The sequence below is a fragment of the Klebsiella sp. CSG-1 genome, from assembly GCF_056521145.1.
This window is the reverse complement of record NZ_JBWNLD010000008.1, coordinates 62,914-87,629: the sequence shown is the minus strand read 5'-3', so window position 1 is coordinate 87,629 and position 24,716 is coordinate 62,914. Positions and strand designations below refer to the sequence as shown.

Sequence of the window (24,716 nt, the reverse complement as noted above, 5' to 3'; positions counted from 1 at the left end):
ACTCCCGAAATGATATAAGCGTGGGGGATTACCACACCTGAGTTTTTTTACCTGACGGTAGTGCCGGGTACGCTAGCTAATAGTGTTGCTGCCGATTAAACTAATAAATTGACGTAATATTTCCGGGTGCGCCATCCAGGTCGTCGCGGTAACAAGATTGCCGTCATGTACCGCCTCGTGGTCCGCGGCGCTCACCCAGATACCGCCAGCCATTTCAACTTCAGGCTTTAAGGTGAAATATCCGGTCAGCGTTTTACCTTTTAATATGCCGGCAGCAACCAGAATTTGTGGTCCATGACATATAGCGGCAATCGGTAGCGCAATGTTATTCGCACAATGGATGATATTTAATACCATCCGGTTTAGTCGTAAATATTCCGGAGCACGGCCGCCGGCAAGATATATTCCACAATATTCCTGTACCCTGACTTCATCAAAAGAGGCGGTTAAGCGGAACAGATGCCCCGGTTTTTCGCTGTAGGTTTGATCGCCTTCAAAATCATGAATCGCGGTCTTTATATATTCCCCGCAGCGTTTTCCGGGGCACACCACATCCACTCTGAAACCTAACATGCTTAATGCCTGCCATGGCACCATGACTTCATAGTCTTCAGAGAAATCGCCTGCCAGAAGCAAAATTCTTTTCATAAGCGAACTCTCAGAACGTACTGTCATCATCCTCAATAATACGCATGGCCTCATTCACTGCGGCGATCTCGCCGAACAGCGCCAGCGTCGTGATATGCTGCGGACAGCTGCCAAAGATCTCCGATACCGCAACATGTGCGCTTTTACTTGCCAGATCGGCGTAAAAGTACAGATCTGGTATCGGCAACATAATCAACCCGATAGCGTCAATGCGGATGCTTTCCAGTCGGTTGCGAGATTCCGCGGGCATTCGCCTTTTCAGCATGGCGAGCGTTTCCGGCGTTGGCGCGTTGATAATGCGTTTTTTCATGATCGAGTCAGCCATCCTGCTTCAGTCAACGAATATTGAGCGCTTCAACCATCACGCAGCGACGGTGCCTGGCGTAGGAGCGTGCCGAGGTCAACCCTTCACCGGTCGGCCCGGCAATGGTAAATGTGGCATGTCCTTCGCCGCCAACGCCTAATCCGGCATACGACGGGCCATTTTTCACAAAAATAGTGGTCTGGATCAGCCGCGCCATTTTGGTCAGTTTTTCAACGTTGGTAGAGTGCATCATCGCCGTGTGACGATGACCATGTTCAACCTTCACCGCCAGATCGATCGCTTCATCGACGTTTTCCACTCTGACCACCGGCAAAACCGGCATCATCAGTTCATGCACCACGAATGGATGGTCACGTTCGGTTTCAATCAGGATAACTTTGATCTCCTCCGGCACGCTGATACCGATTTGCTGCAGAATGTAGCGCGCATCTTTCCCTACCAGTGCGGTACTCGGGCCGTTTCCTTTTTCATTCAGCACCAGCGCCTGTAGCTGCTGAATATGTTGTTTGTCGCACAGCAGCCAGGCGCCGCTTTTTTTCATGCAGTGGATGAGATAGTCCGCCACTTCATTGACGACAATGACCTCTTTTTCCGCCACGCAGGGGAGGTTGTTATCGAAGCTGCAGCCGTTAATGATATCGCGGGCGGCTTTCTCGATATTGGCGGTTTCATCAACCACAACGGGAGGATTGCCGGCGCCGGCGCCAATCGCTTTTTTGCCGGACGACATCACGGTTTTCACTATCGCCGGCCCGCCGGTGGCGACCAGCATATTGATACGCGCGTCGCCGATTAAGGCATTGGTGTTGTCAATCGACGGGCTGGCGACCGTGACCACCAGACTGGCGGGTGCGCCGAGCCGGGCCAGCTGTTGATTGATTAACGTGACGCAGTACAACGACACCTGACGCGAACGCGGATGCGGGCTAAAGACCACGGCGTTGCCGGCGGCCAGCATACCGAGGGTATTGTTGATAATGGTCTCGGTCGGATTGGTGGTCGGGGTGATCGAACCAATGACGCCATAGGCGGAGTATTCGGTCAGCGTCAGGCCGCCATCACCGCTGATGGCGGCGGTGATGAGATCTTCAACCCCCGGAGTTTTTTGCGCGGCAACGCGGTTTTTCACCATCTTGTCGGCATAATTTCCCATTCCGGTCTCTTCCACCGCCATGGTCGAGAGCGCGTGCAAAATCTCTTCCTGCAGGAAAAACTGGCGAATGCCGTCAACAAAGCGGGCGCGATCCTGCATTGAGCAGTGGCGATACTGGATATACGCCTGCTGCGCCGCAGTAATCGCGGCATCCATGGTGGCAAAAACACCGTCACCGGCGTTCCCGTCGACAGGGGCGGCGGTTGCGGCTCCGGTCTGGCTTGCCAGTACGCTGGCCACAATCGCGTCGATGCTGCCGCGATCGAGCGGTGTGGCGGCTGCCGGCGCATGCTGTTCGGGCGCTGGCGCCGTCGTTTTCGTATATTTACTCAGCACGCGGGAGACGGCCTGAGTAATATCAAGATCGTTCATGCTGTATCTTCCTTACTTCGCTTCGCTCGTGGGTGCCACCATCAAATGTACGGCGTCGTGGTCGATTTGATGGGCGCCGGGTCGAGCGTAGCCAGCAGCTGTTTCCCGACGTCTCTGGCGGCGATGACCGCCTGGCGTACCGCGCCGGAATCACCGGCAAACGTGAAGATCACTTCGTTACTGAAGCTGGTGCCGTGCGCCGGGCTGGCGTAACCCACCGGCTCGATGACGGCGGCTTTTGCCGCGGCGTCGGCGACCACCACGCCAATCGCCGCCGGTGAAGCGCAGGTCAGGCCGAAAGATTTACCCAACGGGGCACCGAAGGCTTTATTGAGCGCGCTGCTGGCGCGGGCGGTGTACTGGAACTCCAGGTGACCGGCCGGCGAGCCATAAACATCGCCCATGGTGCGCTGAATTTCGCCCAACGCGACTTCAACCGCGCGGCGAACATCGGAGACATCGGTGGCGCCGAAAATGATCAGGCAACCATGCCCACCGCCGCCCTCGGTATCGCGAGCCAGCTCAATAGAGAGTATTTCACTGTTAGTGGCTTTAATGGCCTCATCCGCGGCAAATATATGCGGGCCGGCCCCGGTCCGGGCGCCAAGAATACCGATAGAGCGATATTTCTTGTCGATATTCATGACTTCATGTAATTGATGATCGACATTGGCAATCACTAATCCAATGGTATGCCCGAGGGCCGTTCCGACAAATTCAGTTAAACCGCAACCGATAAAGCTGGCCGGCGTTTTATTATTTGCGCGATCATCAGTCTGCTTGTGCATTACTTCAGATATAATCTGCTCAACAAGATTATCTCTCATGGTCGGTATCCTCTGGCTTTATTAACTGACAGCTTTCGGCAGGATTTTTTCCACTTCAATATGCGGGCGCGGAATCACATGTACAGAGACCAGCTCACCGACTTTTCCTGCTGCCGCTGAACCTGCGTCCGTTGCCGCTTTGACCGCGCCGACGTCGCCGCGAACCATTACGGTAACCAACCCGGAACCAATTTTTTCGTAACCAACCAGGGTGACGTTAGCGGATTTCACCATGGTATCTGCGGCTTCAATTGCGGAAACCAGACCTTTTGTTTCAACCATACCTAATGCTTCTTGTTGCATAACGACCTCAATATTTCCAGGTGAGAGTAAAAGCAAGTTATGAATTAACCGATAAAGGTTGAGTTCATAGACTTAATAAATTCATGCACTACGATGTTATTGCGCCTGAGACAAAATGTTTTGCCCGGCAGAGAGACTTTCTTGTTTTCCCGTTTTCAGCTGGACAATAAAATCCTCTCCACATGACTACCTTGAGGATGCGTTCAGGCGGCACCTTCCAGCAAAGGGGCAAGTGCGGCCGCATCCTCGGCAATCATCCGCTCTTCATTGGTGGCAATGACCGCTACAATCGGTGAGCCGGGGCGCGAGATAATGCCCTGTCGACCGGCAAACATTTGCGCATTGCGCGCGGCGTCGAGCTGCACGCCAAATATCGCCAGCCGCTCGGCGGTAAGCTCGCGGATCAGCGCCGAGTTCTCCCCGATGCCGCCGGTAAAGATCAGTGCATCAAAGCGATGCAGCGAAGCAAGATGGGCGCCAAGGTGGCGGGCAAGCCGGTGAACCATGACATCAATGGCGAGGGAGGCCCGGGGATCGCCGTTGCCGCGCGCCTCTTGTAACGTGCGGCAATCGCTGGAAAGACCCGACAGACCGAACAATCCCGCTTCGTTATTGACCATCTTGTAAAGTGATTCGATAGTCTGGCCGGTGCAGCGGGCAATATAGGCCGCTGCGCCAAAATCCAGGTCACCGCAGCGCGTTCCCATCACCAGCCCTTCAAGCGGCGTCATGCCCATCGAGGTGTCGACACTCTGTCCGTTTTTCACCGCGCAGACCGACGAGCCATTGCCGAGATGGGCAATAAGTAGACCGTGGTTGGTGGGGTTAAGACCCAGGCGCTCGACGGCTTCGGCGGCGATAAAGCGATGGGAGGTGCCATGAAAGCCATAGCGTCTGACCTGATGCTGGTGTAAATACTCCAGCGGGATGGCATAGGTATAGGCCTCCGGCGGGAGCGTCTGATGAAAGGCGGTATCAAACACCGCCACCTGCGGCAGCTCGGGTAACAGCGCCATGGCGGCTTCAATGCCGATCAGGTTGGCGGGATTGTGCAGCGGCGCCAGCGCCGATAATTCGCGGATACGCTCGATCACCGGTGCCGTGAGCCGCACCGAGTGTTTGAAATCATTCCCGCCGTGCGCCACCCGATGACCGATGGCGCATACCTGCGGCAGCAGCGCCTGCTCTGCGAGCCGGGCGAACAGCGCCTCCAGCGCGCAGGTATGGCTGGCGCCGTCAGGCAACCCGCGGGTCGTCTTCCCTTGCGCATCTTTAAAGGTGATGCCGGCTTCGCGTAGCCCCAGCTTTTCGGCCAGCCCGGAGAGCACCGGGGTCTCCTGATTACGCGGGATGACGGAGAACTTAAGGGAAGATGAACCACAGTTAATGACCAGAACCAGTGATGCTGACGACATGATGACCCCTGTCTGTATTCGTTTTTTTAGAGAGATTCATGGAATGGTGTGAGCAAAAAATGCTCGCGGCTGAAGTGCGCCAGGGTTTGCGTGGCAATCGCGATATCTACCTCGACGCTCCCGCCGCTGATGCCGATACCGCCGAGCAGTACGCCGGCGGACCAGCAGGGGAGCCCACCGCCAAAGCAGCACAGACCTTGCGTATGCGACAAGCCATACAGGCTGGCGCCAGGCAATACGTCGGCCGCGAGCCGGTGGGTCGGCATCCTGAGCGCCACGGCGGTCCATGCCTTTTGCGTGGCCAGCGTATGGCTGATGAGCAGGGCGTTATCCTGACTAAAGAAGTAACGCTGCAGGCCATGGGCATCCACCAGGCTAAAAACAATGGGCACATTGGCGTTGTTGGCGGCATCGATGGCACAGTGCGCCAGTAATGCCGCATCCGTCAGCGTCAGCGAGGCCGGAGGCGGCGCTAACTGACGCGAAATGGCCGCGTTGATACGGCGATCCAGTTCGGCGTTCGGCGTGGTGTGCATGCTTTTCCTCCGTGGTGCTTACTGGTTGTTAAGATCGAGCGAGTCGACAATGCCGACCACGGCAGCATCAATCACCGAGTGCTCTTTGCTGGTGGTCATCCGCGCGGAGCTCCCGGTAGTGACGATGACCGTTTCCCCGTTTCCGGCGCCGACAAAGTCGACGGCGACCTGCGCGGTGCCGGTGGGCTGATAGTGTTCATCCAGGCGGGCGACAATCAGCAGCTTTGCGCCATTGAGCGAAGCATGCTTGGTCGTCGACACCAGTGCCCCGGTTACTTTTGCCAGATACATATTTCCTCCTGGTGACCCTGCACCATGACAATACCGCGGTCGCGAATTTCATCGCGTGCGGCGGGGGTGATGAGCGTCCGGCGTCCAACGGACAGTACCGCGCCTGCGGGAAGCTGGCGCACATCGCTGAGCGTGATCAGCGGTTTAGCGACGGGCGCCGTCGGCCTCTGCGCCGGGTTCACCGTGGGGCGGCCGATAATCGTGAAGCCATACTCCCCGAGGGTGGCGACGTAGCTGGTCAGCCGTGCCCGCAATGCCGTGGGGAGCTGGCTGGCAGCGTCATCCCGGCATTCGGCATTGAGCGTGACGATGATGGGCTTGCTCAGACTCAGAGCGTGAAAAGCCCAGCGACACACCCGGTTATCACGAATACCTAAGGCGATTTTGCTCAGGCTGTTGGTAGACAGCGAGGGCAGATACAGGCCGCTGAACGTCTCTTCTGTCGGGCAGGGATCCCGATCGTCGCACAGCGCCTCAACATCGCGCTGCGCCAGAGCCTCCAGACAGGTGGAGTGCAATGACGCCTGGATGGCGCTATGGGAAAAGGTCATGACCAGCAGATAGCCGCGCTGGTTCAGCGCCGTCAGACAATCCAGCGTCGTCGGGAGCGTGGCGAGATCCTCGCCGCTTAATACCACGCGCATCACCTTGCCGTGGGCTTGCAGGCGCCGTCGGCGTTGAGCCAGCAGGTCCGCAATGAGGCTGTCGAGCCGGTGTGAGAGTCGCTGTGCATCCATCGTTATTCTCCTCAGCGACTGCGCATGGCGATGCCAAGCGGCGTCACCAGCAGCGGCTGCCGCGCCTGAATGACCCGTTTACCGGTGGCATGGCGAAAGACGTCGGCAAACTGGCGAAAGCTGCTGGCGCCCCCGACCAGGTAAATGTCGTCGACCGGATAACCCGCCAGCCAGCCCGCGACCAGATGAGCCATCTTTTCAGCCACCGGACGGACCACGGTAAAGACCTGTTCTTCCTCCTCCGGACTCTTTTTCAACGCTTCCGCTTCGGCAAAAGGCATGCCCAGAGCGCCTGCCAGTACCAGGGTCATATGGTTGCCCCCGGTCGGTTCATCGGCGCTGAAAATCACCTCGCCGTTGCGCAGAATGCTGATCCCGGTTGTCCCGCCGCCCACATCAACTACCGCGCCGTGGCGAATGTTTAAGGCCAGCGCCGCGGCTACCGGTTCATCAACCACGTCGGTCACCTCCAGTCCGGCGGCCTCCACCATATTGACGATAACTTTGGTGTTCCCGGCGGTGATTCCCGGCGGGATGGCCGTTGCCGCGCGGGTGAGGGGGCATCCAAGGCGCTCTTCGAGTGCTGTTTTCAGTCCACTCACCACCCGGCTGGCGGTCAGAAAATCCACCACCACGCCGTCTTTCACCGCCCGTGAAGGATGGCTGATGCCGGCGACGGGGTTATCGTTTTCATCCAGCACAACTACGGCAATATTGGCCGTACCCGGATCGACACCCACTTTTAGCGCGCCTGTCCAGGGGCGGTATCCGCCCTGGCTGACCAGCTCCGCCAATGTGTTCAGCCGCCTGGTTGCGGTGCTGTCAGTCATGGCGGCGTTCCGTGAACGCGCGCTGGACGCAATCGCCGTTACGCAAGCCAAAGCCGTTGGCCTCTTCAACATCAACATGCATTTCCAGCACCGCATCCGCGCTCACCCGGACCACCACGTGGCTGAGAATGCCGCCGCGATAGCCGTCGATACGCACGTCAATCTCCATCCCGTCGCGCAGGGCGTGGCGCTCGGCGTCGGCGGGAGAAATATGAATATGGCGCCAGGCGATAATCGCGCCATCCGTTTTGCTGACTCGCCCGCGCGGACCAATAATCTCGATTCCCGGCGAGTCCTGGAGATTGCCGGACATTCTCAATGGCGCCTTAACACCGAGAACAAAGCTGTCGGAGACAGAAATTTCAACCTGGGTGGCGCTGCGCAGCGGGCCAAGGACGCGTACCCTGGTCAGCTCCCCTTTTGGTCCGCGCAGCGTCACCGTCTCTTCGGCGGCATACTGGCCCGGCTGTTTTACCGCTTTCATGCGGGTGAGAGTGGCGCCATAGCCAAACAGAATGTCCATATCTTCCCGGCTCAGATGAACGTGGCGGTTAGAGATGCCAACGGGGATATGCAACGTCTGTGCGGCGAGGGGGGCACGGGCCTTGAGTTCCTGAAGAATTTCCCGGGCGATTAATTCGGCTTGCTGCTGGGTGTCATTCATAGCGTCAACAACCTGAAAGTGATGAAAAGAGCGATACAAGCATATTCAGTCCCGCGTTGGCCTTTTTGCTGTTGCGCAGGACTTTTTTGACGGTCCGCCGGGCGCAGGACAATCTTGTCCAGATTTAGCCGGCGATGGCGGTCAGCAAGCGGTCTACATCAGCGGCGCGGGGCTGGCAGGGATTGGTTTGCGTGCAGCCATCCCCTAAGGTCGCCGCGATCAGCGCCTGACGCAGGGATTCCACAGCCGTCCGGTCTTTTCCCAGCGCCTGCAGTGTTGCCGGAATACCAAAATGGTGATTCATATCGCGAATGCTGCCGATCAGCGCGCGCAGGGTTTGCTCCGGCGTGGCGGCCTTGATGCCCATAATGGCGGCGCATTTCAGGTATTTCATCCGCGCGTGCGGGGCGTGGCGTGCATTGTGTTCAATAATCAACGGCAGCAGCATGGCGTTAATTTTGCCGTGCGGGATATGCAGCATCCCGCCGATAGCGTGCGCCATACCGTGCACTAATCCCAACCCCGCCGAATTAAACGCCATGCCGGCCATGCAGGAGGCGTTGTGCATATGGCCCCGAGCCGCAATATTATTCTCATCGCTAAAAACGTCGGGCAGGTGTTGCCAGACCAGCGCAATGGCTTTCTCGGCGAGCGCGTCGCTAAAATCATTGGCCCCCGTCGAAACCAGCGCCTCGATGGCGTGGGTCAGGACGTCCATGCCGGTATCCACCGCGACCTGGCGAGGAACCGAGAGCACCAGGTTTGGGTCAAGGATGGCGCAGTCCGGGATCAGTTCATCGGCAATCAGCGGATATTTTCGGCCGTTTTGCGGATCGGAGATGATGGCGTAGGCGGTGACTTCTGAACCGGAACCGCTGGTGGTAGGAATGGCGATAAGTTCTATGGCGTGGCCGGGCAGAAACTCTTCCAGCGTAACCTTGATTCCTTTAGCGGCATCAAGAGCGGAGCCGCCGCCCAGCGCGATAATGACCTCCGGTTTAAAACCTTTAAACTGTGCGGCGCCGGCGTGCAGGATCTCCACGCTCGGGTCCGGTTTCACCTCGCTGAAAATAGAGACGCAGGCCTGCGGCATTTCATTAATCAGGTCGCGTGTTTTACCGGAGCTCACCATAAAGCTGTCGGTCACAATCGCCACCTTTTTATGGTTCAGCCGACGCAAGGTTTGAATTGCATTTTCACCAAAATAGACGTCAGGAAGAGAAAAGAAATAGCTCGCCATCTTTCGATTACCTTATCCGTTAGCGGATTGCGGGGAGGCAAATGCCGGATGTAAAAAGAGAGCTTATTGTGTCATGGGGGGATGGATAAGAAGCTGGCTATGCTTGTGCTAAGTCAGGATTTCGTTGCGGTACTCTTTTATGGCTGACAAAAAAGTGCAGGGGCGCCTCGTGCCAGCGATAGGACCCTGATGTTGACTGGGATAAAAATACTCGCGTGCATGATGCGCTGGAAGTGCTGAGACAGGGTGACATTTTCCATGCCCTCGCTGAAGGTGTTGCGTGGCCGTACTCTGTGTCGCAGCATGTGTTGGATACCCCTCGGGTTAACACCCGGCAAATTTTCCAGCCCGCTCGGAGGGGCTGTCATTGCGCAATTAGCCACCGTCACCCTTCCCAGGTGAATAATATTCACCGGCTCATGCCAGTCTGCGGGCATAGCGACAGCAGATGCGGGCGCTTATCATCCCTGAACCCCTACAGGTCAGAACAGGATAAAAGATGAGAAAGCCAGAAGATATCGTATTCCCCGCCGGACAGCAGGCGCTGTATGAGCAAAACCGTTACTCTCCGGCCGTTAAATCCGGCGATTTTCTGTTTGTTTCCGGTCAGGTAGGAAGTCGCGAAGATGGTTCAGCGGAACCCGGGCTGGAGCAGGAGATCCGCCGGGCATTTGATAACCTTAATGCGGTGCTGGCTGCCGCAGACTGTACGTTTGCCGATGTGGTTGATGTCACCCTGTATCTGGTCGATGCGCAATCGACTATCGACACGCTCTGGAAGGTGTTGCCGGAATACTGGGGGGAAGCCCCCTGGCCGACGCTGACGGGCGTCGGCGTGACCTGGCTATATGGCTTCCGTTTTGAAATCAAGGTCACCGCCCGCTTGCCCTCGCGGCATTGAGCCTCGGTTTCGCTCTTTAATGAGATCGATCAGTGCGCGCAGGCTGGCGGGCATATGCCGGTTGGCCGGAAACCAGAGGCATAAACCCGGAATCGGCGGGCACCATGGCTCAAGTACGGTGACCAGTCGGCCATCCGCCAGCGCAGCGCGGGCGTGTACGTCCGGGACATAAGCGATCCCCAGCCCCTTGATCGCGGCGTCCACCATCAGCGACGAGCTGTTTAGCGTCAGCGTTCCGGGCACATCCAGCAGGATGCTTTGACCGTGGCGGGAAAACTCCCAACGGTAGCGTTTACCGCTGGGTAAACGCTGGCGAATGCACTGATGGTGGGCCAGATCGTCCGGGCTCGCGGGAGCAGGATGCTGGTTCAGATACGACGGCGACGCCACCGCCAGAAACCGCACATCTTCGCCAAAACGTACAGCCACCATATCAGCAGGGACATCTTCCGCCAGACGGATCCCCGCATCAAAGCCTTCGGCGACGATATCTACCAGCCGGCCATCTACCACCAGATCCAGCGACACGCCGGGATACCGTGTCATATAGTCCGGCACAATTGTCTGCAGCAGCAGGTGAATAGCCTCTTCCCCGCCATTGATACGCAGCGTACCCACGGTCTGTCCTTGGGTATCGGCAATCTCTTCCAGCGCTTGTTCCAGCCCGTTAAGGTGCGGTGAAATACGCCGCAGCAGCGCCTCTCCGGCCTCGGTCAACGCCACGCTGCGCGTGGTGCGATGCAACAGGCGAACGCCCAGACGCGCTTCCAGCCCGCGGATAGCATGGCTTAACGTGGAACGAGTCACACCGGAAAAATCGGCTGCGCGACGAAAACTACGCTGTTCCGCTACGGCGATAAAGGCTTTCAGATCGGAAAGCGTCGGAGTTTTAACTGGTGATTTCATTTCACCTCTTCATGCCATTTGTTGAGTCTTATCGTGCTAATCATCATGCCATATCCTGTATCGGCGAGTTAATGACTTTTCTGGAGACTAACGATGAGCAGCAAAACCTGGTTAATTACCGGTACTTCAACCGGTCTTGGACGCCTGATGACGGAGCGCCTGCTGGCGCGGGGCGACAGCGTGATTGCTACCCTGCGCAAGCCCGGCGCGCTGGATAACTTGCGGGCGCAATACGGCGGGCAGCTTCATGTCCTGCTGCTGGACGTTACGGAGACGGATGCAGTACGTCGAACGGTACAGCAGGCATTCGACTTCGCCGGGCGTATCGATGTGCTGGTCAGTAATGCGGGATATGGGCTCTTCGGCGCGGCGGAAGAGGTGAGCGATACCCAGATTGATCGGCAGATTGCCACCAATCTCACCGGTCCGATTCAGCTTATTCGGGCCGCCTTACCCGCTCTGCGTCGGCAGGGAGGGGGACGCATTGTGCAGATATCGTCAGAAGGCGGGCAGATTGCCTGGCCGAATTTCAGCCTTTATCACGCCACCAAATGGGGGGTTGAAGGATTTATTGAATCCGTCGCCCAGGAAGTGGCGCCTTTTGGCATCGATTTTATGATTGCTGAGCCCGGCCCGACGGCGACGAACTTTGCGGGCGGACTGGATATAGCTTCGCCGATGGCCTGTTATGACAATACGCCCGCCGGCGAGGTGCGCCGCGGTCTGGCGCAGGGAACTATCGCGATTAACGGCGATGCGTTAAAAACCGTCGCTGCGATAATCGACGCAGCGGATGGGGAGGCGCCACCGTTTCGTCTGGCACTGGGCAGTAAGGCGTATCATTCTATCAACGAGGCGCTGAACATTCGGTTACAGGTGCTGGAGGATACCCGCGCGGTGGCGCTGAGCGTGGATAAAGATGCGTGATTGTCCGTGGATAATATACACACCACCGACAAAGAAGCAGGAACGAGCATTTTTATTTCGTTTGGTTTTCAAGGAAAACAACCGATCTGCCGCTGCAATTGTAGCTGACGCAGATAACAGGCGGGTAAAGGTCAGTGCTGCAAGATGGGATAAATGAGTTGGGCCTGATTGTGAGTTTTTATGCCCGCTTTTCGCTCATCGCTGCACCAGCGTTGTGCGCAAAATTATTAAAATCCCTTTTCTTGCATCAAAGTTAAACATATCTGCAGATAAAAAGAAAATTACTCCTGGCAAGCCTTTTGCAATAAGCCTTTTGCAATAGTACCTGGCGAATTTTAATTTTATCTTTTTGGGATAGGTCAATATGAAATTTAGAGCATTACTGGCAATGGCATTACTGACAATAAGTACTTTCGCGTTAAGTGAGACGCATCTGCCGCATATTGTCATCCTTGCTACAGGAGGTACCATCGCCGGCTCGGCAGCGAGTAATACTCAGACTACGGGATATAAAGCCGGAGCAATTGGCGTACAGACGTTGATTAATGCCGTGCCTGAGATGAGTAAAGTGGCCCGCATTGATGGAGAGCAGCTGGCAAACATTGGCAGTGAAAATATGACCAGCGAGATAATCCTCAAGCTATCAAAACGCGTAAACGAACTGCTGGCCCGCGATGATGTGGATGGGGTCGTGATTACCCACGGAACGGACACCCTTGATGAGACGCCTTACTTCCTTAACCTGACCGTAAAAAGCAACAAGCCGGTTGTCTTTACGGCAGCGATGCGTCCGGCAACGGCAATCAGCGCCGATGGTCCGATGAATCTGCTGGAAGCGGTGACTGTAGCGGCTGACCCGGAGGCGAAAGGACGCGGAGTGATGGTGGTTCTCAATGATCGTATCGGTGCTGCCCGTTTTGTCACTAAAACCAATGCCACGACACTGGATACCTTCAAAGCGCCGGAAGAGGGTTATCTTGGGGTGATAGTGAGCGGTAAACCGCAGTTTGAAACCCGTGTGGATAAAATTCACACTGTACGCTCGGTATTTGACGTGCGTAACCTTAACACATTGCCCAAAGTGGTCATTATATATGGCTATCAGGACGACCCTGAATATATGTACGACGCGGCGATTGCGCATCATGTCGACGGTATTATTTATGCAGGCACCGGAGCGGGGTCGGTCTCTGTACGCAGCGCTGCGGGAATTAAAAAGGCGGAAAAAGCCGGTATCGTGGTCGTTCGCGCCTCACGTACGGGGAGCGGTGTCGTTCCGGTTGATGACGGCCAGCCTGGACTGGTGTCCGATTCGCTTAACCCGGCAAAAGCGCGAATTTTGTTGATGACGGCACTGACCCAAACTAAAAATCCGCAGCTCATTCAGCAATATTTTCACACTTACTAATTTTATCCGGAGATAGTTCCGCACCTGCCATACCCGGGGTAGCCCCTGTACGGGGCTACCCGTCTGTGTCACTGATGCCTGTGTTGATAGCCACCGATAGACTCCAGTATTCGGGCAGTCGCTCCAGCGGCAGGGCGGGATCCGGTTTTTCACCTGCGGCGTGGTGATGCTTTCCAGATGCAGAGCCGGATTGTTTCAGTCAACTCTGGCTTGTGCCGGGTTGACACCCTCTACGACTGACTTACGCGTATGCTCACATTTCTCCCGCGCTTTCATGCAATGTACCAGGCGCGATGAAAATAAAAAAAATCCACGCAACGGCGTGGATTTAGTGAGTTTTAAGTCTTCATGAGAGGGTATGGCATCTCATAAAACTGTAGGAAGGGAATCAGACGTTGAACCGTGATTTGTTGTGTAACATTTTGATAAGTAGTTTATTTGTGTTTTTAGTTTATTTTTTGTAATCACCCATATACTCACTTGGTCGTGTGTCCACTGATGCTGGGTAAGATCATTTTGGACTAATGTCACCGAGAAGGGGGATCGTCGGGGGCCATTTACCTGACATGTGCCGCAATAAATTTAAACACAACCAGTCCATAGAGTACCCAGGGATCAGTACGTGACATGACAGTACGTCTGCACAAAGGGAAATGTGGACTTTTTGATACCGTATTATGTACCGGGACAATATTGAGGGCCCGACAAAAATTGTGGACTTTTATCATTCCTTATATGATGTCGTGAAAAAGTGTTGATACCACAACAGGATGACAAGCAGATGTCAAAGGTAAGACGCTCGAAGCGCCCTGAAACCGATGAAGAACGTGAAGCATTAATTACCACACTGCATCAGGATATTGCCCGGTCAAAAGTGCCGCTGTTGACACTTTACGGCGGACAATATCCGATGGCACATTTTTCTGATGATATCTTCGAGTTATTTGTCGGCGACATCTGCTCCGAGCTTAAGGGTCTTGAGGATTGGGACTGGTATGATTCCGTTCGTCGGTTCAGTGGCGGTGCGGATGCTGGCAGAGATGTCATATTGCACATGGACGGTCAATGCGTTGGCACCATTCAGTGTAAGAAGTACAACAAACCCGTGCAACTGAATCTTGTTCTCGAAGAATTAACTAAGTATCTGCTTTACGGGCTCGTTAAACCGGGGATGTTACCGCCTTATGGGCAGGAATTTCGCTGGTATCTCGCAGTATCTGAATCAACGGGAGGGACAGCGACAGATTTTCTAGTGGGGGCAGGGGAAGCCCACATGAAAAGGCATCGCTCAGAACTCGAAACCGCTGTACTGAAGGCCCGAGATGGCTCAGTGTTTTTGAAAACACATTCCACCTTTGAAAAATTAAATGCCACTGAGTTGTGCGATCTTATCTGGCAACGCTTGGTTGATACCAGACTAGGTTTGTTAAGAAGGTCAGAACTTTCAACACTGGTTCGTATGCTGCCAAGTGTTGCCGGTGCTTACTATGAGTTCCAGAAGGTCATCACGGGTGACATATCAGAATTACTCGTACCGTTAAAGCAATTTATTCAGGCTGGCAGTTGCTCGCCAGAGCAACTAAGTGAAACACAAAATGTGCTTTCAACCTATATTCCGGGAAAACTTCTTGAAGGGGAAAATCTGAATGTTGTCATGATACCTGAGTGTAATGACACGTTGAACTTGCTTCAGAATGCAATGAAAACAGTAAGAGTAGGTCAGTTCGGCTCGGCACCTACTGTTATTATATCCAGCTCAGATTCTTTTAATCCTGATGACTATAAAGAAATTAACAGGATTCTCAATACGTCAAAAGGGCAAGTTATTCTTGTCGCTGGCTGCGGCAAAGTCAGTGGTGAAAAGCTGAATTGGTGGCGAGAATCGGGTGAAATCCTTTTTCCATCCCCAGAGTGGGATCCAGCTCCAGTGCAGGAGTATCAGGCAGGTTGGTGCTGGATTAAAGAACAATCAGGAGAAACTACATGTCATTTGCTTCTGGAAAATGTCCCCACTGACTATTCCCATGGCCAAGGGACACATCACCATTGCTTCATATTCGAAGATGTATGTTTCTGGCCAGTGCTTGGCGCTGATTTTTTTTGCAGCGTGTCCGCATCTAAAGCGATGCTAAATCGGTTGGCAATGTCTTTAGAAGAGACCGGCTCTGCCATCAGGAAACATGCACTTGCTGTCTGTGCATCGCAATGTGTTGAAGATGAGAAAATTAAACATGCTCTCGCACATTTTGAGGTCCTTAGGGAAAAGACAGACCTTGCCTTCTTGTGCTGCCATCCATCATCGACAAAATACAAGAACGGGTTACGCACGTTTTGCGGAGCTTACCCCTGCGTAGACAGCAGCCATACGCTGATGTCCACGCGTGGAATTGTCGAAAGTGGGGTGGTAATACGCTCAGCCCAGACGGCAGTTGCATCATTCAGCGCTTACTGGAAAAGCTCTACACTTCAGCTCCTCCGGCCCAGTTTATTTCGTGTTGAAGGCGGCATGCTTGTCAGTGACTATATTCCCTTATTTGCAGAATTACTGTCGTATGTAACCCTTTACGAAAGTAAAGATGATTCACCTTACCCAAATCGAGCTAAAGATAAACTCCGCATTCAGTATCTTGCAGACAACGGTATGTCCTCAAGCCTCATCGTTCACCATTGCATGAACAAACTAAAACCTTACGCGCCAGTTTTGCCGGATACTGTTTCATGGGATAACACCATATTAGCGAGGCACGCTGGTCTTAACAGCTACCTTAGTTCTCATTCGGAACTCGAATGGCAGACCGAATGCAATAAAAGCGGGACGCTCAAATGGACATCTATGACTTCAGTAGAACACATCGTGCTTTTAGAAGATCCTGACTTAAGTTACAGGCAAGTAAAAGCAGAAGTTCTGCTGTGGGCTGCAGAGGCTGGTGAACATCCCAAACTTAGGGTTCTGGCAAAAGGAAGAGGGAATCGGATGGACCACTGGATCGCAAGGACTGGTGAAGTACACAGGGTTGATATCACTCTGCCAGATTACGCAGATGAAAATGAAATCACTGAAATCCATATCAACAGACAAGCGGAGCTCCATTCCCTGTCTGAACTGGATGACTTCTATCTTGAAGATACCGATGGCTCAGGTCTCGAAAAATTTGTGCGTTCGCTAAGGAAAGATGAAAATGAGTGATAAAGAGGAGCTGGAACAGCTTATCAGTCGTAAAGCAGAGAAGAGTGGCTTTCGAAAAATAGACTCGCTTGCACTTTCTACATTAATGGATCAGGCAGAGGCTAAACAGCCCGGAATCAGGAGTGACACAACGTTTGTGCCTGATAACTCCTCCGTAGACGTCTGGCAGTCTTCATACGCGCTCATTTTTCTCCAGCACATCGCCCATAATACAGTTGAGGCATTTACGTCGCAAATGCTTGAAGCAGAGAGACGACTTGACTTGCTGCTTGTGGGACTGGAGGTTCCCGGCAGAATATATGATGGGTATCTTATTCTCGCGTTGACAGCGCCATGCGAAGATCTGTGCCAAAAAGTCACTCACGTTGAGCAAAATACCCGACTCGTACGTAAAAATGTAGTCTGGTCTAAGGATGGAGAATGGTGCCGGACTGAACGCATCAGTGCACTTGGACTGGATGCAGAAGCTGAAAGCGAAATCGCAGCTTATCCTCCAGGACTAGATCCTGAAGGAATAAAATTGATTGAAGCCCTTGAAACATTAGCGGGAACGGCGCTTGCCAGACAACATGCAACGGAATGGGATGATTAAGATTATGTCGGCTTTTTCAGTGAAGAAGGTTGAAATACAAAACTTCAGAGGCATTCCTGGCCGCCTAGAACTCGATTTATCAGCTCCACTTACGGTTATTACCGCTGCAAACGGTAGTGGAAAGAGTTCCGTTTGTCAGGCGATTGAATGGCTGCTGACGGGTGAATCAGAAAATGTGTCAGGTGATTCGTTACGATGTAAATGGGGTAAAGGGGAAACCTATGTTCGTGCAACTTGTCTGCTCGGCGATGAGTTAACAGAAATTGTGCGAACTCCTGACATCTTATTCAAAACGGGACCTCGCAAAGATAAACGACTCAGTGACAGCGATTTACTAAAGCTTCTGACTCCTAATGAAACCGGTGTAGGCTCCAGAGCGGATACACGACAGCGAGTCAAAAGTGACTGGTTGAGGGGAAGCAGATGGCTCTATTCCAACGCCATGTCCTTACTGGTTGATAACGACTTTGCTGAACAGCGTCGTCAAATCTTCGCCAATATTCTGGGATATGGACATCTTCTGCCTATGCAGAATTCGCTACGAATTTATGAGTCAAATCTCCCGACAGATCGCAAACTGAAAAATGAGCATGAAGAGCTAACAAAAAAAATAGACCTTCTTGAAAAATCAGTGGCTGCAGATGATGGGATACAATCCCTGATTGTGAAAAATCTTGCTGATATCTCAGCTCTTACAGGTTTTGAGTTGCCTGAAACTGCACTTCCTGAGAAGCAATGTGAAGCGGCATCTGTATTTCTGGAACAACGGCAAGGAGCTCTTTCTAGTCGAGAGAAACATTTGCTGAGTGTAAAAGCAGGGTGGCAAACCCTTGCAGGGCACAAAGAACAGGAGGCCATCAACACTGCCGTAGCTCAAAAAGCACACCAGCAACTTGAACTCTATAGTGCCACTGAAAAGCAACTCCGCCAGTCGCTGGCAACAGTTGCTGATGAGCTGGAAAAATTACAGCAAACGGTGCGGGAAACAGAAAATAACCTATCCAAACTTAGCGATTGGGAAAAACTGGCAAAGCAAGTAAGTGAAATAACAGGCGTGCCGAAGGATGTGATAGACATACCTTTATTGCATTTTACACTTCCTGAATCTGCTTTGGATTTAGAAACCTGCTCTGCTCAGTACGCTGCATGGCAAAAGCTAAGTACGTCCTATGACATATGGGCTAAAACTTCTGAAACGATTGCCATCCTGGAAGAAATTGTCAAAAAGGCACCGGATGAAAATAGCCTCCTCCAACTGCATCAGACGGTGCAGGGAGCTCGCCGAGAATCCTTACAACTCAGCGAAGCTTTCAAAACAGTAAGTACTTCACTTGAACAGCTACAGGCGTCCGGGATGGAGCTTGTAAAAGCTAATCACGCGGATGACTGCCCTCTTTGTGGCCAGAATTACTATTTACATGATAAACTTGTTGAACAATTGCTTAAGGTATCGGGGAAAACCGACATCGCAGTTCAGCAAGCCAGAAATGTTCTTTTGCAGGCTCAAGAGAGGGAAACGCAGGCAATCAGTCTCTACAATGATGCTAAAAAACGTCAGCAAGATGCATTACAGGCTCGTAATGATATCCTGAGGCTCCAGAGAGAGACAGAGAATATTGTTGCAGATTCTGGTATACGTAAATGGCGTGAAAATGCCGGATTTAGGGAGTTGGGTGTCGAGCTGTTTCCTTCACTTGCTAGAACACAACTATCTGTTGAAATTATTCGCTTCATCACTTTGCTGCAGGCAATAGCACAAACGGAGGCTATACCTCTTAAAGGAGTCCTTTCTGAACAAATACAGCAGGCGAAAAACTTGCTGTCAGCCAGATTAACGAAAAATGGCGAAAGTGTGAATAATCGCACAAGTAAGAGGGATGCTTTTGCTGAGCAACAAAAAAATAATGATGAGAAGATAGCCCGTTTGCAAAAAGAGATCGCCGAGGACGAAAAAGCTTCCGCGCAACGTCTGGCAGTTACGACACCATTGATAAATAGTTGGTATTTCCTTGCTCAGGATAATTCTGTAGATGCTGAAATACTTAACAGAATTAACGAAGAAATCATCACTGAATCCTACGTGCTGGAAAGCGCGAAAGAATATCTGGGAAAGGCAAGAGCAGCTTTAAAAGTCAGTACCGATATAGCATTACTTAATGTTCTACGCCAGAAACTACAACAGGTTGAACAAAAGATATTAAACCGTCAAAAGTGTGTTGATACTGCTGCTCGAACACGGGAACATTGGGATAACCACATCAGGGATGTTGCAACGAAAAGTCTCAATCGATTACTTTTGCCCGCATCAGAATTATTTTCCCGTATGCATGCAAATGAAGTCTATCAGGCATTGAGCATGGGGCAAAAAGAAGGGGCATTTTGTTGGGAGGCCGTGATGTCAACTGCACCCACTGGCCAGCCCCCTTTATCCGATGCGTCTGAACAAATTGCTACACTGAACGCGCAAACTCATTTTAGTCAAGGACAAAGGCAAGATCTCGCTCTTTCGTTGTTTCTTGCAAGAGCCCGAACACTTGGTGGTTCCTTCTTTCTAGATGAGCCGGTTGCACACCTAGATGATCTAAATAGGGTCGCGATGATGGATATTTTTCGAATGCTCACGGCAAGTGAACCGGGTATGAATCTTGTCCTTACGACAGCAAGCAACGGTTTAAGACGACATTTACGACAGAAATTTTCATCAGAATCCTGCAAAGACAATTTAAGGATTATTACCCTTGAAGGAAATCCTCTACGGGGAGTTACGGCGTCATACAGTTAAATTAAACAACCCATAAATATAGTGGCCATAGCGTAGAACCAGCGCTATGGCATTACTCGCTATATGATCATAAATTAAGAGTCATATATTTTCTGTCCTAGCTAATATGAAATTAATTTGGTCGGCTGGTTTTGGTGTTTTAAATTCTATAGTAAACTCATTAAGGGCATTAAATTTATTTTGTGAGGGTGTTGGCAAAGTAACAATAAAAATACATCATATTTTTATAGTGAAGTTTTGCCTACCCATCCTTAATGGAAGGTTATATTGAAGAGCTGCTGAAAAAATATTGGTATTTTTCTGAAGTGACTGTTGAGTATGGTGGAAATAGATGGCTGTGTTAATTATAAATGGGTATAAAAATGAACGAAAAAGAAATTAATAAAAAATTCGGTGTTGAACATGCACTAGATATGTATGCCAGTAGTTATTTAACATTGCCTGCTGAAGCGATTTATGATAAAGAAAAGTTACAGCAATATAAAAGCGTTATTGATAATTGTCACATATATATAATTGGTTTATTACCTAAGATTTTGTTCGTAGACGCAGAGCAAACTGGTGAAAATTTAAAATTACACTTCACAGTTTGCAACCAACCTAAAGAACTGTTGTTAGAATCCATCCCTAAAAATCTAACCTATTACATTGAAGATGGATACCATTATCTAAAAGACGAAAACAACAATAGATTTTGGTGGGATGATGTTCAAATAATGAGGTTAATCCATCAACGCGTATGTAGTATTAATTTTGATGTGAAATACATTGGCCAGGCATATGGGAGAGATGGTTCCAGAAATGCTCTGGATAGACTGCTCAAACATGAAACTTTACAAAAAATATCCCTCAAAGGAATTCCCGAAGGGTATAAACTTTCTTTGCTGCTATTAGAGGTGGAACCGAGTACTAGTGTAGTCACAGTTTTCACACCTAATGCGCAATCAAAAGGTAATGATTCAGTCAGAATTCAAGCTGGATTGGATAAATTATACGGAACTTCTGAATCAGAACGGGTTTCTTTATATGAGGCAGCTTTAATTCAATACTTTTCCCCTGAGTATAATAAAGAATTTAAAAACAGTTTCCCTTCAACAAATTTGAAAATTCTCCACGATTGTTATGAAAAAGACTTCTCTGCTGTATTTGCTCAAATTTGCATTGATGAACTACCATTTAAACTGTGTTCGGATGTTATTGAACCTAGTTTATATCATATATCTAAACATGATTTGCATCAGGATGCTGATAGAAAAGTATTTTTCGCTATCTAACACTTTGTTAATGGGTGAATTATATTTCATTGCAATAAATAAGGCTCCTTCTCAACAGATGGGGGCCTGATAAAGAACGTTAGGGTTGGACTGAGTATATTCAGGATGTTTGTTGTCTTACTACACATTAGATTAAGTGGTGAACTTCATATGATAAAGAATGGTTCAGGAATTCTGAGAGTTGAGGTTTTGGATGATTTATTGCGTTATCAAACATGGTATTCGATTATCAATCCATTATCAAATAAGATAAATTTTTACTGTATGTTTTCTCTTGGTTATAATAAAGAAAACAAAGTGTGAATAGGGCGTTGGAATCGAAATTGAACGCGTTTCAAAGCGACAATTACTGTATGTGTTATTGTGAACGATTTCAGTGCGGGAATTCTGTATGTGATTGCATCTTGCATGCGGTAGTTTTTTTTCGTATCACATATGATTGTTGTTACACTGGTTTTATTTGTTTCTTTTATTTGGTAATAGTGGTTTAGGGTCTTACATAAGTTATAATCGCTCTGCTAATGGATTAACTATAGTAATAACTCTTATTACTTGTTTGATGATCTTTTAGTGTAATTTTTTCTTAGGTGAAACATAATTAGTTTCACCCAAAATAATTTTTGCTTATGGATAATGTTATTATAGGCCTGTCACATTTATATAGAACTGACCTTTACCTTCGTCAGTTTTCTGAATCCGGTATGTGATTGGTAGAGAACTTTGCAGGTCAGGTTTTGTGAACGTTAGATCAGCGGCACACTGGTAAACATCAAGGCCTGATTCATAGCTAATTGTTCTGACATTTTCTACAGAAATACGCACATCTTTATCCAGTGTCATTCCTTTCTCGATTGTCTTTCTGGCAATATCCACGACAAGATGTTTAGCATCATCACTACTGCATTTCGGCGTTTTCTCACCACAGCCAGCCAACAAACCAGCCGCTATTAATACCAGAAGCATTGTTCTTTTCATCTATAGTTCCTTCGTTAATTAAGGCATTTATTACTGCTTATTAAATAGACCATCCATTGTGCCTGCCGCAGAAACCCCACAGTAGCCTTCGCAACCACGAGTTATCACGCTGGCCTTACCGTTTTTCTGTTCACTAATTACTGCAACACACTGGCTGGTATTGTCATTCCAGACCCAGCGACGCTTCTGGCTTTCTCCGGCAGCTATTTGGTTTGCTGCCCCTTCCATATTGCATACGCCCGAACCATCCAGCGTTGAGGCATTAATGTTGAATTCAGCATTGCTCTTTCCCGGATTCAGGGTTAGAACCGCTCCGGGTTTTACGTACTGCGCTGCTGCGACAGGTAGCGTTATGGCTGCCATCAATAAGGCCAACAGTTTTCTGTTCATTAATTAATTCCCTGTTAAGTGATACGGATGTTTTTGGTTATTTTCCCCAGTACCAGCGGTCTGCGTTTTTCCACAAAGAAATAAACGACATTGAATGCGGACTTGCGATGATTCCCTCGACCAAGAGAGGGCCAGTTGCGGAAAGATTCGATCTGTTCTTCTGAGTAGGGCGTGTCAGAGAAGTCAAACAGCACAAGCAAGGCTTTGCCGTCGTGCTTCATCAACTTTTTAACTTCAGTGCTATTTACAGTTGCGGAGACATTCGAACGTGCCGCAGTTGGTTTACGTACTGCAAACTCAACGGCTACATCATCAATGACAAAATCAATGTAACCGTGCCCGGATACAGTTCCTGGCAGCTTGCTTTTTACTTCCGGTGAGACATTATCTGCAAACCAACCCAGCAAATAGCAACGTACCAGAGGCAGTAATTCCCGCTCGCTACATTCGTTCAGACGCAGGGTTTTGACGAACTCCCTGCGATAAAGAGAACTGAAAAAATACTCAAAGCATTCCTTTATTTCAGTGATGGTGGCTGCCATGGTTGCATCCTTTACCTGCTATTAGGTCCATTTTTAAGGGCATACCTTTCCGGCCATAATGTTTCCGGTGTCGTATCCAGAGCCCCGGCAATAATGCGCTCAGCTCTGGGATAATGACGCTCTAAGGCATTATTTAATGTACGTGGCGCAAGGCCGTGACTGCGTGACAGTGACGCCAGCGTTAACCCTCGCTTGTGAAGTGCTGCCACAATATCGGCACGATGCCAGTTCCCTGAACTTCCTTTGCTCTGCTTTTTCTGCGATGCTGTTGAGTTACGCACAGTATTAACTCCATGGAATCAGTACATGGATATTAAATGCGAATAAAAGATACCTTTCAAGTTCTTTTGGTATCTATTTATTGGTTTTCATATTAACGCATTGATATCTGGTGAAATTTATATGAGCAGTAAGAGAACAGTTTCGGCTATACCTACTCATCCTGAAGCTTCTGTTGAAGAGGCTAAAGACTGGCTGACAGCAGAGGAATTCACTCATATTGAGGGGATGCCGGGCACTGCGCGTGGCGCCAGGATGCGCCTGGAAAAGCTGGCATCCCTGCATCCGGAAATACGTCGTAAAAGGACTGCCGGGAAAGGCGTTGTTTACCATATTAGCGCAGCCACAATGTCGCTTGATGATGAGAGAAACAGGGCTAAGGGCGAAGCGTTTACTCTCAACGACAGTGATCGCCAGCTAAGCCTCTGGGTGCAGCTGTATCGCAATATGTCGCCAGCTTCGCGGGCGCAACTGATGGAGCAGGCCCTCAGGCTGGTAAAGGACGATCTAATGTCTCAGGGGCCCAATGTTTCTGAACTGGCGGTACAAATCATGAAGCTGCCCGAAGATGAGCGTAAGCGCCTCTTTGAAAAGCTGAACGGGAAGGTGTGATAGCGTCAGTTTTCCGCCATGTCAGACAGAAGGAACCACCCCGGAACCCTGGCCCGTCTGACATGGCGGAATGTAAAGTATGCCATTACTTATTAATGAATAAAAATCTGTTTTCAGTTATTTCCGTACTGAATTGCGAACTGGTTTCTTATTGTTATTATTTGCAATAAAAGTATATTTTTAGTATAATTTCATTGCTGGGTAGTGTTATTAATTGCAGCCAGCCATTTAAATCATCATATTCTTTAAACGTTCATTTTTTGTTAATCCTTCACTGGAGGGTTGACTGTATTTAAAGAACTCCATTATGACTATATCTGATAGGGGATATTGTGTATTCATTATTACAATGGCAGGAATTAGTTAATAAACTCTTCATTAAGTATTATGGCGTAGACATTAACGACACTGCCTTTTGTGAGGCAAGTTATATGAAAAGATACTGGACTGATTGTGTGCGTCCTTATCAGGCAGTCAATGAATGGGCATATAAGTATGATCTGCACAGACTTGATTCAGTTGACACCCCATTGAGTGAAGTTAACGAACTATCCGTCAACCAATACATGGAATTAAAATGAATAAAATACATCAGGAAGG

26 protein-coding genes are annotated in these 24,716 nt (G+C 50.4%); 9 read left to right on the top strand and 17 right to left on the bottom strand.

The genetic code is table 11. The features are described from left to right. Positions 1-72: 72 nt before the first annotated feature. The 12 genes from AC007G_RS19200 to AC007G_RS19145 all read right to left on the bottom strand — a co-directional run bounded on the left by AC007G_RS19200 (position 73) and on the right by AC007G_RS19145 (position 9,341). A complete protein-coding gene (locus tag AC007G_RS19200; RefSeq protein ID WP_032687079.1) occupies positions 73-648 on the bottom strand; it encodes a DJ-1/PfpI family protein in 576 nt (191 codons plus the stop codon). A 10-nt stretch (positions 649-658) separates the two neighbouring features. Beyond that, complete coding sequence (locus tag AC007G_RS19195) at positions 659-958, bottom strand: hypothetical protein (RefSeq protein WP_032687080.1); 300 nt, start codon at positions 956-958, stop codon at positions 659-661. Positions 959-983: 25 nt separating this feature from the next. After that, positions 984-2,498, bottom strand: a complete 1,515-nt coding sequence (locus AC007G_RS19190) for an aldehyde dehydrogenase family protein (protein ID WP_142630687.1) — start codon at positions 2,496-2,498, stop codon at positions 984-986. Positions 2,499-2,539: 41 nt separating this feature from the next. Further along, positions 2,540-3,325, bottom strand: a complete 786-nt coding sequence (pduB, locus tag AC007G_RS19185; protein WP_032687082.1) for a propanediol utilization microcompartment protein PduB — start codon at positions 3,323-3,325, stop codon at positions 2,540-2,542. A gap of 21 nt (positions 3,326-3,346) precedes the next feature. Continuing rightward, positions 3,347-3,628 (bottom strand): propanediol utilization system shell hexameric protein GrpH, encoded by a 282-nt coding sequence (gene grpH / locus AC007G_RS19180; protein WP_004863596.1) that lies wholly within the window; start codon positions 3,626-3,628, stop codon positions 3,347-3,349. Positions 3,629-3,831: 203 nt separating this feature from the next. Further along, positions 3,832-5,043, bottom strand: a complete 1,212-nt coding sequence (gene tdcD / locus AC007G_RS19175) for a propionate kinase (protein WP_032687083.1) — start codon at positions 5,041-5,043, stop codon at positions 3,832-3,834. Between the two features lie 26 nt (positions 5,044-5,069). Next, entirely contained in the window at positions 5,070-5,579 is a 510-nt protein-coding gene (locus tag AC007G_RS19170) for a GlcG/HbpS family heme-binding protein (RefSeq protein WP_032699435.1), read from the bottom strand. A gap of 18 nt (positions 5,580-5,597) precedes the next feature. Further along, positions 5,598-5,870 (bottom strand): EutN/CcmL family microcompartment protein, encoded by a 273-nt coding sequence (locus AC007G_RS19165; protein ID WP_032695221.1) that lies wholly within the window; start codon positions 5,868-5,870, stop codon positions 5,598-5,600. Beyond that, positions 5,852-6,607, bottom strand: coding sequence for a hypothetical protein (locus tag AC007G_RS19160; RefSeq protein ID WP_046852242.1), 756 nt, complete (start codon positions 6,605-6,607; stop codon positions 5,852-5,854). The genes AC007G_RS19165 and AC007G_RS19160 overlap by 19 nt, the downstream gene beginning before the upstream one ends. A gap of 11 nt (positions 6,608-6,618) precedes the next feature. Further along, positions 6,619-7,437, bottom strand: coding sequence for an ethanolamine utilization protein EutJ (gene eutJ, locus AC007G_RS19155; RefSeq protein ID WP_032687087.1), 819 nt, complete (start codon positions 7,435-7,437; stop codon positions 6,619-6,621). Next, complete coding sequence (pduL, locus tag AC007G_RS19150) at positions 7,430-8,101, bottom strand: phosphate propanoyltransferase (protein WP_142630686.1); 672 nt, start codon at positions 8,099-8,101, stop codon at positions 7,430-7,432. The genes eutJ and pduL overlap by 8 nt, the downstream gene beginning before the upstream one ends. Positions 8,102-8,225: 124 nt before the next feature. Next, positions 8,226-9,341, bottom strand: a complete 1,116-nt coding sequence (locus tag AC007G_RS19145; protein ID WP_142630685.1) for a 1-propanol dehydrogenase PduQ — start codon at positions 9,339-9,341, stop codon at positions 8,226-8,228. Positions 9,342-9,840: 499 nt separating this feature from the next. On the opposite strand from AC007G_RS19145, the gene AC007G_RS19140 reads away from it, so the two are divergent. Continuing rightward, the gene (locus AC007G_RS19140; RefSeq protein ID WP_032687090.1) at positions 9,841-10,242 is read left to right on the top strand and encodes a RidA family protein; all 402 of its coding nucleotides are present in this window, start codon (positions 9,841-9,843) and stop codon (positions 10,240-10,242) included. On the opposite strand, the gene AC007G_RS19135 is transcribed toward AC007G_RS19140, so the two are convergent. After that, the gene (locus tag AC007G_RS19135) at positions 10,186-11,148 is read right to left on the bottom strand and encodes a LysR family transcriptional regulator (RefSeq protein WP_064384282.1); all 963 of its coding nucleotides are present in this window, start codon (positions 11,146-11,148) and stop codon (positions 10,186-10,188) included. The two genes, AC007G_RS19140 and AC007G_RS19135, sit on opposite strands and share 57 nt — an antisense overlap. A 93-nt stretch (positions 11,149-11,241) precedes the next feature. Here AC007G_RS19135 and AC007G_RS19130 point away from each other — a divergent pair, with 93 nt between their 5' ends. From AC007G_RS19130 to AC007G_RS19105, 6 genes are all read left to right on the top strand, one after another. After that, positions 11,242-12,075, top strand: a complete 834-nt coding sequence (locus AC007G_RS19130; RefSeq protein ID WP_142630684.1) for an SDR family oxidoreductase — start codon at positions 11,242-11,244, stop codon at positions 12,073-12,075. A 364-nt stretch (positions 12,076-12,439) separates the two neighbouring features. Beyond that, a complete protein-coding gene (gene fraE, locus AC007G_RS19125) occupies positions 12,440-13,483 on the top strand; it encodes a fructose-asparagine asparaginase (RefSeq protein ID WP_032687093.1) in 1,044 nt (347 codons plus the stop codon). A gap of 781 nt (positions 13,484-14,264) precedes the next feature. Further along, positions 14,265-16,670, top strand: a complete 2,406-nt coding sequence (locus AC007G_RS19120) for an ABC-three component system protein (protein ID WP_180888996.1) — start codon at positions 14,265-14,267, stop codon at positions 16,668-16,670. Beyond that, positions 16,663-17,262, top strand: coding sequence for a hypothetical protein (locus tag AC007G_RS19115; protein WP_180888997.1), 600 nt, complete (start codon positions 16,663-16,665; stop codon positions 17,260-17,262). The genes AC007G_RS19120 and AC007G_RS19115 overlap by 8 nt, the downstream gene beginning before the upstream one ends. Then, positions 17,255-20,044, top strand: coding sequence for an AAA family ATPase (locus tag AC007G_RS19110; RefSeq protein ID WP_180888998.1), 2,790 nt, complete (start codon positions 17,255-17,257; stop codon positions 20,042-20,044). Before AC007G_RS19115 ends, AC007G_RS19110 begins: the two co-directional genes overlap by 8 nt. A 362-nt stretch (positions 20,045-20,406) precedes the next feature. After that, complete coding sequence (locus tag AC007G_RS19105) at positions 20,407-21,318, top strand: hypothetical protein (RefSeq protein WP_180888999.1); 912 nt, start codon at positions 20,407-20,409, stop codon at positions 21,316-21,318. Positions 21,319-21,957: 639 nt separating this feature from the next. Here AC007G_RS19105 and AC007G_RS19100 read toward each other — a convergent pair. From AC007G_RS19100 to AC007G_RS19085, 4 genes are read right to left on the bottom strand one after another with little or no spacing between them, the layout of a single operon-like run. Then, positions 21,958-22,293 carry a hypothetical protein gene (locus tag AC007G_RS19100; protein ID WP_180889000.1) on the bottom strand — a complete coding sequence of 112 codons (336 nt, stop codon included), beginning with the start codon at positions 22,291-22,293 and terminating at the stop codon, positions 21,958-21,960. A gap of 30 nt (positions 22,294-22,323) precedes the next feature. Continuing rightward, positions 22,324-22,683 carry an acyl-CoA dehydrogenase gene (locus AC007G_RS19095; protein WP_180889001.1) on the bottom strand — a complete coding sequence of 120 codons (360 nt, stop codon included), beginning with the start codon at positions 22,681-22,683 and terminating at the stop codon, positions 22,324-22,326. Between the two features lie 14 nt (positions 22,684-22,697). Beyond that, entirely contained in the window at positions 22,698-23,225 is a 528-nt protein-coding gene (locus tag AC007G_RS19090) for a hypothetical protein (protein ID WP_475697964.1), read from the bottom strand. Positions 23,226-23,236: 11 nt separating this feature from the next. Beyond that, a complete protein-coding gene (locus AC007G_RS19085; RefSeq protein ID WP_001669504.1) occupies positions 23,237-23,506 on the bottom strand; it encodes a helix-turn-helix domain-containing protein in 270 nt (89 codons plus the stop codon). Positions 23,507-23,627: 121 nt separating this feature from the next. Between AC007G_RS19085 and AC007G_RS19080 the strand changes: the two genes are divergently transcribed. Both AC007G_RS19080 and AC007G_RS19075 read left to right on the top strand, forming a co-directional pair. Further along, complete coding sequence (locus tag AC007G_RS19080) at positions 23,628-24,116, top strand: hypothetical protein (protein ID WP_000095786.1); 489 nt, start codon at positions 23,628-23,630, stop codon at positions 24,114-24,116. A gap of 332 nt (positions 24,117-24,448) precedes the next feature. Continuing rightward, positions 24,449-24,697 (top strand): TA system toxin CbtA family protein, encoded by a 249-nt coding sequence (locus AC007G_RS19075; protein WP_180889003.1) that lies wholly within the window; start codon positions 24,449-24,451, stop codon positions 24,695-24,697. Positions 24,698-24,716: the final 19 nt, after the last annotated feature.